This is a genomic window from Rhodococcus sp. PSBB066, assembly GCF_017068255.1.
Lineage (GTDB): Bacteria > Actinomycetota > Actinomycetes > Mycobacteriales > Mycobacteriaceae > Rhodococcus > Rhodococcus aetherivorans.
In genome coordinates, this window is the sequence record NZ_CP070859.1 from 6,053,192 (window position 1) to 6,065,132 (window position 11,941).

Genomic DNA, 11,941 nt, shown 5'->3' on the forward strand with positions numbered 1-11,941 from the left:
TGAGTGAGTGTCCGTTCGGGCACTTCCTGGGTGCGCGTTCGAATGAGGCCATAACCAGTATTTCTGCACATGCGTTCGAGTTTCAGCAGGTTCCCAGTCGGCCGGAGGAAAGATCCGGCCCCGTGAACGCCCCGGCCATCGGACAAGGCGTTTGTCATCAACCGGGACGCCACCGAGAAGCGGCCAACCGCAGGCGTTAGATGGTTGCGTGATACCGACAGTCACACTGTAACAGAACGATCGGTTTGTTCGACTCTTCGTCAGAGACTTAGCCGACTGCCCCAAAGAGGAGAACACGTGAGCAAGGACAGCGACCCAAGTAAGTGGAAAATGGCTCCACACACAAAGGCGAAGCATCAAATCCTTGAGAATTATCTCGGCGCTTGGTTTCCCATTTTGTCTCGATGGCGCGGACGCGTGCTCTACATTGACGGGTTTGCTGGCCGCGGTAGGTACGACGACGGTAGCGAAGGATCACCGCAGATTGCTTTGCGCCGACTACGCACTCATCACTTCCTTCCGAAAATGTCAGGTTGTGAGTTCGTGTTCGTATTTATTGAGAAGGATATTGATAACTGCGCGTCACTGGAACAGGAGCTAGAGCGCCTAAAGATCGAGCTAGCGCCATGGCCCGATAATATTAAGACTCATGTCATCAACGGCTCCTTCGATAACGAAATGAATCGACTTATCGAGGCTGTTCGTGAGCAGAACCGGAAGCTCGCACCGACATTTGCCTTCATCGATCCATTCGGGTATACACGGTTCCCCATGGACCTACTGAAGGGGATAGCCGAAACGGAGCGAAGCGAGCTGTTTATCAATTTCATGGTTGGTTTCGTACAGCGATTCATCACCAGAGACCACCAAGAGGCGCCGATTCAGGCACTGTACGGAATGGAAGTTGATGAAGTACTTGCCGAATACGAAGAAAACCACGACCGAATCGGACATTTGGTCGAGGTCTACGCCAAATCTCTAGCCAAGAACACAAAGCTAGAGCACATCCAGAAATTTTATATGCTGAACCGGACTGGAAATGTATCATATGCGCTTATTCATGCAACCAATAGCCCAGTCGGGGTTCAACGGATGAAGGCCGCAATGTGGAAGATCGATCCAGGCGGAAACTATAAGTTCTCAGACCGCATGGACGGTCAGGGCACCCTATTTGAGCAGACACCGGACCTTCGACCGCTGAAGCAGGCGATCGTCAACGAATATGTCGGACGCAGCGGTATTTCAGCGGATGAGGTGAAGGAATTCGCCGTCTTATGTACCCCTTATAGGGAAACACATGTGACACCAATCCTCAAAGAAATGGAGAAGGCCGGAGAAATTATTGTTTTCAGACCGAATGGAAAACGGCAGTTCTCCGCAGGTGTCACGTTCTCCTTACCCTCAAGCTAACGCGTAGTCTGGCATCTCATCCCAGAGCTTACCGTCTAGCTCACGGCCAAACGCTTTTGGCGTCCGCCCACCCCATTGTTTGAAGAAGAATGGGACGCTGGCGGCGGCGCATGCATCCCTAATTCCCCGAGCCCAAGAAATCTCCATCGGGCGATAATTTGGGCCGGATTCGCCGCCAGCAATAACCCAATCAATCTCGCGCAGATCGATTCCATCCAACGGACCCAGGAGCGGTTCGCAGGATAGAAAACGAATACTTGCTGGCACCATTCTGAGATGGTCCACTCGCCCAAGGGTGCTGGAGTCCTCGATCGATACACCCATCCATACGTTTTCGGGCCAGTCGAGTTTGGGCGCAATTCGGGAAAGTCGGAGGGCACGCTTCGTGAGAATTTGGTACGTGTGCTGGGGCGTATTACGCATCACATCGAAGATGTCACGAATGAAGGAAATTGGCACCTGAGCGTGAAATAGATCGCTCATTGAATTTACGAATACAAGGCGCGGACTTCGCCACTTGTATGGCTGCTCTAAGGCTTGCGGATGGATTGTCACCCCGAAGCCCGGGCCAGAGGTTACAGGGTTACCGTCGTTTTGATACTTCTCCGCCCCCATGGCCTTCAAGCGCTTAGCGAGAGTAAGAGCGTAGCAGTTGTCACATCCAGCCGAAACGCGGTCGCATCCCGTCACTGGATTCCAGGTAGCTTCGGTCCATTCAATCGGCGACTTGTCGGCCATGAGCCCTCTCCATTCGCACACGTGTTCGACTACCTGTTCCACAGAACCCTACACCTCCCGGGGCGGGGATCCCAGCCGTCTATAGCCTTGAGGCGGTACTTTGTTAGCGCCTGTGAGAGGAGCTTCTCAGCCCGCCTCATCGACGCCGACCTGGATAGTTGATCTTGGTCGCCGTTCTCCCCCGTCCGGCGGCCAGGCCACGCCGGTTGGCTCCTCACAGAGATCCCCGGCGGGGCTTCACCTACTTGAGCGGGCCAGGCGTGCGTTCTCCCACGAGGTCGCTCGACCTTCGATACCGTTGGTCTTGTCACCGTCACCCCCCCTGCACGGTGACCGAGGCCCCGCCGGAGTTGCCCCACTCTCTCTCCGGCGGGGTTTTCAGTCCGATTTCGTCCTCACCGCAGGCGGGCGTGGGATTCTGGAAACCGGCCGGTTCGGTCTGCGCGTCGCAGGGGGGCTGCACAGTGAGAGCCGGCCCTGCTCGTTTTCCTGCCCGCTGGGTCCCGTCGGCGCGTCCGCCGACGGTACCTTTCTCATCCACACACCGGGGAGGGTAGTGCGGAAGGGTGGGCCCGCCTCGGGGGATGCGGGACCACCGGCAACGTTGTCGGGACTTTAGTCCCTAACGTTACAAATGTTGCCATAGCCCTGACACTGGCCATGCGTATTCCGCGGGGCGGGCAGTCGGACACCTGTTGGCGTTACGCCCGGTTTGTCGAAATCTCACCCTCGTCGAAGCGTGGTGGACCGCCGGGGAGGGCTGGACATCGCGTTCGGCTCCTCGCTTCTCCACCTTCGGAAGTGCGCAACCCCGACGTTGTGCGCCCGCCCGGCTGTGGAGTTCTGGACGGCGGGGATCCGTGTGACGCCGCGGGCGCCACCGTCGGTGCGGTCGGCGCCTCCACCGGCCGCACCGACGGAGGGGCGCTGTGGGCGGTCTTCAATCTGGTTCAAAGTTGAAGTAAAGTTCCTGTTGGCCGCCCGTGCACCCCCTGCATTCGGGCGGTATCGGCCGCCGCATCCCCCCTGCCGGCGGCCAGGAGCCCCGCCGGAGTGGAGTTGATTCCCCGGCGGGGCTCTTCTCTTGTTCAGGGAGGCTCATCTATTTCTCAGGGCTGCGTGCGATCCTCAACTCGGGCCGGATCGGTCTGTGCGCCGCAGGGGGCTGCACAGCCGATTCGGCCGCCGGTAGTGAGCGAGCATTACTCGCACCCTTGCATGCAAGACGCTCGTAACCTGCGCAAAAGCAAATCGCCCCCGCGCCGGAGGCAATGGAGCGGGGGCGATTCTGCTGCGGCACCGTCGAGCGTCGGGGTACTCACGGTTACCGCCGGTAGTGTCGGCGGCGCTGGTTCGACCGTTACACGAGCCGCTGGCCCACATGTACGGCCGCCGCTCCAAGCCGCGCGCGTAGATCTACTCATTGCAGACATACCGGACAGTGCGGTTTCATGGCGGGGTGGGTAAGCGGCGGTGGAAATGGGATTCCGACGAACCGCTTTTCGGTGATGCCAGATCCCCCACCGGTGGGCTCGTGATCTCCCTGTCCATCGGAGTGGTGATCATCCTGGTTCTTCTACTCCTTGTCGACGGATAGGCACAGCCAGCTTCGGTCCGAAGCTGGCGCCCTAATGGGGCCGCCCCACTTCGGGCAGGATTCCCTGGCTGTCACGATGCCGAGACAGTCATCTAATGTCCCATTCGTCGGGGTTCCGTCGAACGAATAGGGAGAACATGAAGGCACGTTTGGTCGCTGCTGGTTTCGCCGCTGCACTGATGACTATCGCGGCGCCCGCTGTGGCATCGGCTGGCCCGTTGTCGTGGATCTCATCCGGCTCCGGTTCCGGTTCTGCCGGGTCGTCCGGCCCGTCGTACGCGAACTGCACCGAGGCCCGCCAGGCCGGCGTGACTCCGATCTTCCGCGGGGAGCCTGGCTACGCGGCACACCTCGACGGTGACAACGACGGCGTCGCCTGCGAGTAAGCGGATCTCGAGAGCGACGAATGCGCCTCACCTCGGCGAGGTGGGGCGCATTCGTTGTGTGGGTGATTTCACGTTCGGACGCCACCGTGCCACCACTGCGCCAAATCTGTCTAGTTTCACTTGACTTGATATGTCTAGTCACACTAGACTATCCTTATGACGAAGCGCCGGGACATCCTCAAGAACCTCCGCAACGCCGCCAAGGCCGCGGGCCTCACGGTGGAGGTCACCGAGGGTGGACGCCACACCATCGTCACCATCGACGGCCTGATGATCCCGGTCCCCCGCCACAACGAGATCAAGGAACTGACCACCACGGCGATCTACAAGGAAGCCGCCGACAAGCTCGGAAAGGACTGGTGGAAGAAGTGAAGGTCACCGCACAACTCACCCACGACGACGGGTGGTGGTCGGTCCACGTGCCGGAGGTGGACCGCACCACCCAGGCCCGCCACCTGCGCGAGGTCAAGGAGATGACGACCGATCTCGTGCACATCATGACGGGGACCCCGGAAGCCGAGATCGAGGTCGACGTCCAGCTGCCCGATGATCTCGCGGCCGCAGTGCGCGAGGTTCACCAGGCTCAGCGCGCCGCCGAGGAAGCGCGCGCCCGCGCCGCCGAAGCGCAGATCACCGCCGCACGTGCGCTTCAACAGCGCGGTGCGACCCTCCGCGACATCGGTGAAGTACTGGGAGTGTCGTTTCAGCGTGTCCACCAACTCGTGAACTCCTGACCGCACAGACGACGAAAGCGCCCCGCCTCCTGTTCGGAGGCGGGGCGCTTTCGTGCACAGAGTCTGATCGGCGGTAGATTACGGGGTGAGCGCCTGGAAGTCGTCGAGGCGCCCCGGGGGCCCGCCGCCGTTCTGCACCGCGGAGTCGTCCTGGATGGTCAGTCCGACGTACCGGTTGGAGAACGGGATCACGCTGTTCTCCACGGTGCCCTGCAACATGATCGTGCCGTTCACCCGGGCGGTGTACAGGTTCCCTTCGGCACGTAGCTCGACGAGCGCGCCCTCCGGGAACTTCGATGTCGACACATACTGCGCCACGCCGGTCACCGGCACGAAACCATTCGTCGCGTCGTAGTCCTCGTAGTACAGCGCCATGATCGAACGCGTCCACGAGAACTGCACACCGAACTGCGCACCCGGATTCGTCACTGGATCCTGGTACGGGTTCGCCCGTACGACCAGGCCGCAGGCGGAGTGCTCGGGGTCGTAGCCGTCCCACCGCATCACCGCCCGCACCACCTGCGTGTCCGACGGCATCGGCTCGTGCCACCACGCGTACGACAGCGGCACCGACGGAGTACCGACACCGTTGAGACGGCCGTTGACCCGGCCGAGGGTGCCACCGCCGGTGGTGACCCATTCCTCCGACAGAGGTCCGGTCAGCCCGCCCGGGCCGTCGTCGAAGCTGTCCGCGGCGCGTTCGACGAGTGGCACCACCGCCACCAGCGTGAGGTAGCTGTTCACCCCACCCTGGACGATGTTCCGGCCGAACGACGACGACGTCGAGTATCCCTGCACGGTGAGCAACTGCGTCGCACCCGTCTCGTTCTTCCATGTGAACTGCGTCAGAGCCGCCACCGAGCCGTTGCCCGGTGTGCCGGCGACCGCACCGATCTGCGTGGCTCCGGCCATCACCCGCATCCGCATGCCGTTCCCCGAGAAGGAATCCGTGTATCCGAACGTCAACTGTCCGGCGACCATGACCTCAACACCTGCGGGGACTTCAATACCGTTGGTGACGATGACAGTATCCGGGTATCCGCTGCGGATCGCCCACGTCGGCATCGTGTGCCAGGTGTTCGTGGACGGCAGCGTGTAGTTGCCGGACTTGTTCATCCCCGACGGTGGGAACGGCGGGACAACTTGCTCCACGGTGCCGGTCGACTCCACATCGACCGTCGACACGGCGGCCGCGCTCGCCGCCACACCGGTGACCGTGGTGGTCGAGCCGATGTCGACGATCGTCTCCGGGGCAGCATCCACGGACGGGGCCGCGAGGATGATGTTCGAGGCAACGTCCACGGCGGTGGCCGCGGCGACTGCCGTCACTGCGACCGCCTCGATCGACGAGGTGACGTCGACGACCGTCTCGGCCTCGGTCACCCCGCCCGCCAGTCGCCCGGTGGAGGTGACATCGACGATGCTCTCGAGGACTGCGCGCGCAGCCACGCCCGTCACCATGGGCGTGGAGTTCACCTCGATCGTCGACACCAGCTCGGCGACTGCCGCGGCCGTGAGGGTCGTCGTGGAGTCGAGGTCGAGGACGGTCGCGGTGGCCACCGCGACGACGGTCCGTGCAGTGATGCTCGATTCGACGTCGACGACCGTGACCGTGTGAGCGGCGCCGAGCACTGCGATCGTCGATTCGACGTCGACGGTTGTTTCGGCGTGAGCCTCGGCGAGCACCGCGGCGGCGGCCACGGTCGAGATGATGTCGACGAGCGTGACGGCCGCGGCAGCACGAGCCTTCGGGTACGGAGGGAACGCGGCCGCACCACGGTCGGCCCCCGGGAACACCGCTGTTCCACGGTCGGCGCTCGGGAACACGGCCGTGCCGCGGTCGGGACCGGGAAATACGGCCATGCTCGTACCCCCGTTCATGGTCAGGCCGGCGCGGTGTAGTTGACCTTGACCTTGTGTGTCAGCTTCGCCTCACCCGCCGGGCTGATGGTGATGTCCGGGTTATCGATCACCTCGATCAGTGTCGATCCGTTCCAGCGGCAGGCGTGCGTGTACGTGCCCGCGGACACGTCGAATACCATCTCGCCGGTCGTGGTCTCCCCGCCCGATGCTGCCGGGTAGGTGCCGGTTTGCCGTGCGTATCCACCGCCGGACGCTTCGTTGGCGGTGCCGGCCGCGCCGGGATTGGCGGTGTGCAGGGAAAAGGTGTTCCCCCGGGCAGCGATGAAGTCGGCGATCGCATTGGCGGTCGCTGCGGGTGCGGTCAGTGCCATGGGTCAGTCCTCCATGTCAGTGCGGTATGCGCGGCCGCGCATCCACGGGTAGTCATCGGTCGTGCTGGTCGTCGAGTTCGGGTAGTGCACCCAGATCACGAATCCGGTGCCGTCGGGGATGATCGCGGCGGTGCAGTCCTCGGATTCGATGCGCCACTTCATGTCGGCGCCGTCGATCGTGGCATCCCAGGTGACGCCGTTCGCCCACTTCACCTCGGCGGTCGTGTCAGATGGAAAGACGCCTTTCGAGTTGGTGCGTTCGAAGATCCAGTCGCCGCCGTTGAGTTCGATGTCGTCGTATAGCGTGCTCCAACCGAGCATTACGGCGCCTCCCCGTATATCGGTAGCCACCTGCCGATGATCCTGTTGAGCACTGCGGCAGCCTGGTCAAGACCCCCAGGGAAGGTGTTCACGTGTTGCAGCGCACCGTTGACTCTGACCAGCGGCCGAGGCCACCCGTCCACCTGCAACACCTCGGAGGCGCTGGAGGTGGATGTGTGCCCGTCCTTGTGGAGGAGCCACACGTCGTCAGGGTTGCCGTTTAGTGCGACAGCCAGGTCCTCTGCGGCGATGCGGTACCGCCCGTCGATCAATGCCATGTCACTTCTCCAGCATGTATCCGGCCAACTGGAGGGCGGTCTCGTCACTGGGGTTACCCGAGACATGTGAACCCGGCTGAGGTCGAACCTCACGCCCTACCACCGCGCCCGTCTCTGTGGCCAGCAGTACGACCAACTGAGCGGCCTGCCCTGCGATGCTGGGCTGGGTGTAGATCAGCAGGTGATCGGCGCCAGCCATCGGCGGGTCGATCCGGTACAACGTTGCGGGGGCGGCGAATCCGCCGACCTCGGTGGCAACCTGTGTTGCGGTGCCCATCAGGGACTCTCCTGTCAGTAGAAACGAGTGGTGACAAAGACGGCGCCGCTTGCGCCGTTGCCGCCGTTGCCGGCGAAGCCGAACGTCTCGTAATGACCGCCCCCGCCTCCAGGTGCGGCCGGCCAACCGCCGGCGCCGCCACGGCCGCCGGAGCCAGTTCCGTTCTTCCCAGCTCCACCTGACCCACCGGAACCGGGTCCGATCTGCCCTACCCCTGCGCTGACACCCGGATTTCCATCCGTACCGTCGGCCTGCTCCGAGGGGCGGGCACCGCCGGGCGCAAACGGACCTTCGCCACCCGGATCGGCAAGGCCATTACCACCGGCGTAGATCAGAGACGCACCGTTGCCGCCGCGGATCTTGTAGGTGCGGTCGGCGGCACCGCCGGATCCGTATGCCTGACCGGACGAGCTGCCGCCGGTTGCGGATCCGAACGAGCCGAATGAGGACGGGCCACCGTCGGTTCCGTCTCCGCCGTCCGATGTGGCGCCTGATCCGGGGGCGCCGACGGTGATCGCCACTTCACTGGGGAGGTCTGCGGCGTCGAACTCAAGGCGCGCCCATCCGCCGGAGTAGCCGCCGCGGCCGCCTCGACCGGATCCGCCGTTGCCACCATTGTTCGAGCGCCCACCGCCGGACCCGCCGCCGAGGATGTCGACGGTGACGTACTTCGCGTCGGTCGGCTTGTACCAGGTGCCCGATGCCGAGAAGGTGGCGAGCTGGGCCTGCATGTTGCCGATGATGATCTCGTCGATGCGGTTGTCCAGACGCGGGACCTCGTTCGCGAGAGTGCGCTCGGTCCCGCGGAAGCGGTCCGCCATGTCGTCAAGGTTGAAGATCCCTCCGGTTACTCCGTCGAGCGCGTCCAGCAAAGAAGCGATCATGTTGTTGATCCACTGGATCGCCAGATCGATCACCCATCCGAGCAGGCCGCCCTGGACGAACTCGCCGGCCATATCGGACATGTCGCCCCAGCCGGTGTTGGTGCTGCCGGGGATGAATCCGTCAGGTGAGGTCATCGTGCATCCTCGCTCTGTTCCATCGGTCGTCCTTCGCGCTGGATCCGCCACAGGACGAGAAGCCGGTGCAGGATGGTCAAGACCAGGGCGAGCAGAATGACGGCGCGCACCTCGTGGTGCCCGGGGTAGGGCCCGAACCACCACCGCGACATCAACTGCGTCCCCAGCAGCGCCAGGCACACGGTGGTAGCCATGACCGATCGGCCGGCCTGGGTGATGCGCCAATGGGAGCGGACCGCGTAGCTGAGCGCGAACATCCACGCGAGGATGGTCATCGCTGTGACCAGAAGCCGTGCCTCCGGTTCGGGTTCCAGGACGATAATCGCGCCGATACCGAGCAGCGCAGCGATCGCGATGCTGGTCCTGATCATGCAGGTTTCCTCTTTCTGCTCATGGCACGTTCGATTGCTTCCCCGAAGTGGTTCCTTCGGTGGGCCTCCTCGATTCGCGCCACAACGTCATTGACTCGGCGCTCCCGCTCGGCTTCCTGGGCGAGCGCGATGTCGGCGTGCTCGAGCTGCTGGCGCTCACGCCGAAGCTTGTGCCCGAACCACCACATCACCCATCACCGTCCCTCTCCGGGTCGGTCGAGACCTGGATCTTTTCGAGGGCGTCCGCCGACTTCTCGGCCCCGGAGATCAACCGGTCGAGCTGTGAGTCTCGCTTGCCGAGTAGCTCTTCGAGTTTGTCGATTCGCTGCTGTTGGATTGCGACGATGGTGCGGTGCAGGGTGCGTGGGATCAGGCCGCCGGCCAGGATCAGCAGGACGGCGAGGGTCAGCAGGCCGGACAGGCCGAGGTCGGCGATGGCGACTCCGGCGATCTCCTCCACGGGTTACCGCCCGAGTCGACGTTCGAGCTCCGCCCGCGCCGCACCGACCTGATCGGTGGCATTGCGGATCACTTGCCCGAAATCCGACACACCCCCCGATCCACCTCCGCCGACGACGACCGTCGTCGGCCTGGTCTTGGTGATTTCGTAGTTGACCGGGGTTTCGGTGCCGTCACCGATGGTCTGCGCACCCTTCGGGTTCGGGGTGTACAGGCTCGCCAGCAGTGCCACTGCGGTACCGATTGCGGTAAGCACCGTGGTGGTGTGACCGAGCCATTCGGTGACCTGTGCATCGGTGAACACGCCGAGCAGGGTCAACCCCCCGAAGATGGCGGCGGTGAGGCTGTAGATGACCTGCCGGATCACTGGCCAGTTCTTTGAGATCGTCTTCACTTCGCGTCTCCCTTTCGCTCGAGCCCCAGGTCGCGACGCAAGGCTGCGACCTCGTCCAGGCAGGACTGGGCGAGCCGAGCAGCGTGGAACGCCTGATAGTCCGCGGTGCGGGTGAACGTGGCCGCATCGAATTCGGCCGGGGGCTGTCCCCCGAGGAACCGAGATTCGACCAGCGACGGTCGCGGCTTGCAGATCGCTTCGAACAGCTGCCGCTGCTCGTCATCGGACAGTGCCATGAGGAAACCCCCTGTATCGCCCGCGAACAATGCGCGGAGTTCGGTGACCGTGCCGCGGAATGCGTTCACGTCGATCAGTTGTCCCGCCACACGGGCGATCTCGGAGAACTGCAGGATCTGCACCGGCGGACCCCCGGGATGGAAGCCGGCCCACCCGGCGGTGATGGTCCCCGGCGAGGTCTCGTACAGCGTTGAGGCGTAGCCCTTGCCGCTCACGTAGTGCGAGTTCCACAGCGCCGGGATCCCGGCCAGGTTCGGGGAGCCCATGCGGTCGCGCCAGAACCAGCGCGGCAGGTACACCGAGAACACCCGCATGCCGCGGGCCTGGATGGCGTGGATGCGGGCCCACATGTCCTCGATGGAGCCGCCGCCGAAGGTGTCCTCGTAGTCGAGCTGGATCGGGATCGACGGATCGCCGAGGTGCTGCAGCAGCGTGTCGGCTTCCCGTTCGGGGTGGCTGCCGCGCCTGCAGAACACGTACCCGCCGAACAGGCCCGGGAAGTGCTCGCGCATCTGCTCGCGGGCGCGCGGCCAGAACGGGTCGCGGTAGCCGTCGCCCTCGGTGACCTTGTGGGTGGCGAACACGAACCCTTCCCGCTTGGCCGCGACGAAGTCGAACTCACGCTGGTGGTTCGACACGTCGATGCCGTACAGCACGCGGGACACAGGAACGTCCGGTGTGGGTGCGGGCGTCTCGCCGGGGTAGGACGCGTCCTGCAGGAACGGCATCGGGTCCATGCGCCCGGGGCCGAATGGCTGGCGGACGCGGTTGTGGACCTCGACGTGGCAGTGCGGGTCGACACCGCCGTTCGTGGACCGGTCGCCGTTGACGTGGGCGATGCGCTGCCCCGCCGCGACCTGCTGCCCGCGCGTCACCTCGGGGACGATGTGGCCGTACACCCACAGGTTCGCGCCCTGCGAGTCGTCGGAATCGATGTCGAGGTAGTGGCCGAACCCTCCCGGCGACGGGTCCCATCCAACCGCGACGACGGTGCCGGCCTGGACTGCGTGCACCGGCTTGCCGGCCGATCCGCCGGGCCAGCCGAAGTCCACACCGCGGTGCCAGGTACCCCAGCGCGGCCCGTAGCCGGACGTGATGAGGTGGCCGCGGGCCAGTGGCCAGTAACGAGGCGCCATCACACATCCTCCTCGAGCAACTCAGCGCGCGCCGACGCTGGCAACTCCGCGAGCTGGGCGCGGATGTGCGCGTACGGGTCAGGACGGTTCGGCGGCGGAAGCTTCTTCGATTGCCACTGCCCCGGGTTGTGAGGGTGGATGGGCCCGGTGATCGGTGGGTTGTACCGATCGAGAGGCTCCTCGACCAGGCGAAATCCGAGGCGCTCGATGTGCCTGGCGAGGGAGTTGATCTCGTCCGGCTCGAACGTCGCCACCGGCGATCCCTCCCCGTTCGTGGGCGGATGCATGAACACGTACGCGTACGGATGCATCCCGGGCGGCAGAGCCTTCTGCAGCTCTTCGGGTGTCAA

16 protein-coding genes are annotated in these 11,941 nt (G+C 63.9%); 4 read left to right on the top strand and 12 right to left on the bottom strand.

What is annotated here, in order from left to right; translation table 11 throughout:
- The first annotated feature begins 297 nt into the window (after positions 1 to 297).
- Complete coding sequence (locus JYA75_RS27630) at positions 298 to 1,410, top strand: three-Cys-motif partner protein TcmP (RefSeq protein WP_168579148.1); 1,113 nt, start codon at positions 298 to 300, stop codon at positions 1,408 to 1,410.
- Here the strand turns inward: JYA75_RS27630 and JYA75_RS27635 are convergent.
- Positions 1,402 to 2,148: a phage Gp37/Gp68 family protein gene (locus JYA75_RS27635; protein ID WP_168579147.1), complete on the bottom strand. Its 747-nt coding sequence runs from the start codon at positions 2,146 to 2,148 to the stop codon at positions 1,402 to 1,404. The genes JYA75_RS27630 and JYA75_RS27635 overlap by 9 nt on opposite strands.
- Before the next feature lie 1,776 nt (positions 2,149 to 3,924).
- Here JYA75_RS27635 and JYA75_RS27640 point away from each other — a divergent pair.
- The 3 genes from JYA75_RS27640 to JYA75_RS27650 all read left to right on the top strand — a co-directional run bounded on the left by JYA75_RS27640 (position 3,925) and on the right by JYA75_RS27650 (position 4,865).
- Positions 3,925 to 4,131 (top strand): excalibur calcium-binding domain-containing protein, encoded by a 207-nt coding sequence (locus JYA75_RS27640; protein WP_239010611.1) that lies wholly within the window; start codon positions 3,925 to 3,927, stop codon positions 4,129 to 4,131.
- A gap of 156 nt (positions 4,132 to 4,287) precedes the next feature.
- Positions 4,288 to 4,503 (top strand): hypothetical protein, encoded by a 216-nt coding sequence (locus tag JYA75_RS27645; RefSeq protein ID WP_168579145.1) that lies wholly within the window; start codon positions 4,288 to 4,290, stop codon positions 4,501 to 4,503.
- Positions 4,491 to 4,865 carry a hypothetical protein gene (locus JYA75_RS27650; protein ID WP_239010508.1) on the top strand — a complete coding sequence of 125 codons (375 nt, stop codon included), beginning with the start codon at positions 4,491 to 4,493 and terminating at the stop codon, positions 4,863 to 4,865. Before JYA75_RS27645 ends, JYA75_RS27650 begins: the two co-directional genes overlap by 13 nt.
- A 78-nt stretch (positions 4,866 to 4,943) precedes the next feature.
- Here the strand turns inward: JYA75_RS27650 and JYA75_RS27655 are convergent, their stop codons facing one another.
- The 11 genes from JYA75_RS27655 to JYA75_RS27705 all read right to left on the bottom strand — a co-directional run bounded on the left by JYA75_RS27655 (position 4,944) and on the right by JYA75_RS27705 (position 11,941).
- A complete protein-coding gene (locus tag JYA75_RS27655) occupies positions 4,944 to 6,728 on the bottom strand; it encodes a hypothetical protein (RefSeq protein ID WP_168579144.1) in 1,785 nt (594 codons plus the stop codon).
- Positions 6,729 to 6,748: 20 nt separating this feature from the next.
- A complete protein-coding gene (locus JYA75_RS27660; protein WP_168579143.1) occupies positions 6,749 to 7,099 on the bottom strand; it encodes a hypothetical protein in 351 nt (116 codons plus the stop codon).
- Positions 7,100 to 7,102: 3 nt separating this feature from the next.
- A complete protein-coding gene (locus tag JYA75_RS27665; protein WP_168579142.1) occupies positions 7,103 to 7,420 on the bottom strand; it encodes a hypothetical protein in 318 nt (105 codons plus the stop codon).
- Positions 7,420 to 7,698: a hypothetical protein gene (locus tag JYA75_RS27670; protein ID WP_168579141.1), complete on the bottom strand. Its 279-nt coding sequence runs from the start codon at positions 7,696 to 7,698 to the stop codon at positions 7,420 to 7,422. The genes JYA75_RS27665 and JYA75_RS27670 overlap by 1 nt, the downstream gene beginning before the upstream one ends.
- Position 7,699: 1 nt before the next feature.
- Positions 7,700 to 7,975: a hypothetical protein gene (locus tag JYA75_RS27675; protein WP_168579140.1), complete on the bottom strand. Its 276-nt coding sequence runs from the start codon at positions 7,973 to 7,975 to the stop codon at positions 7,700 to 7,702.
- A 14-nt stretch (positions 7,976 to 7,989) separates the two neighbouring features.
- Positions 7,990 to 8,994: a hypothetical protein gene (locus tag JYA75_RS27680; protein WP_203329555.1), complete on the bottom strand. Its 1,005-nt coding sequence runs from the start codon at positions 8,992 to 8,994 to the stop codon at positions 7,990 to 7,992.
- Positions 8,991 to 9,365, bottom strand: a complete 375-nt coding sequence (locus JYA75_RS27685) for a hypothetical protein (RefSeq protein WP_168579138.1) — start codon at positions 9,363 to 9,365, stop codon at positions 8,991 to 8,993. Before JYA75_RS27685 ends, JYA75_RS27680 begins: the two co-directional genes overlap by 4 nt.
- Positions 9,366 to 9,552: 187 nt before the next feature.
- Positions 9,553 to 9,825, bottom strand: coding sequence for a hypothetical protein (locus tag JYA75_RS27690; protein ID WP_168579137.1), 273 nt, complete (start codon positions 9,823 to 9,825; stop codon positions 9,553 to 9,555).
- Between the two features lie 3 nt (positions 9,826 to 9,828).
- On the bottom strand, positions 9,829 to 10,218 hold the full coding sequence (locus JYA75_RS27695; protein ID WP_168579136.1) for a hypothetical protein: 390 nt from the start codon (positions 10,216 to 10,218) through the stop codon (positions 9,829 to 9,831).
- Entirely contained in the window at positions 10,215 to 11,591 is a 1,377-nt protein-coding gene (locus JYA75_RS27700) for a peptidoglycan DD-metalloendopeptidase family protein (RefSeq protein ID WP_168579135.1), read from the bottom strand. The genes JYA75_RS27695 and JYA75_RS27700 overlap by 4 nt, the downstream gene beginning before the upstream one ends.
- Positions 11,591 to 11,941 (bottom strand): hypothetical protein, encoded by a 351-nt coding sequence (locus JYA75_RS27705; protein WP_168579134.1) that lies wholly within the window; start codon positions 11,939 to 11,941, stop codon positions 11,591 to 11,593. The genes JYA75_RS27700 and JYA75_RS27705 overlap by 1 nt, the downstream gene beginning before the upstream one ends.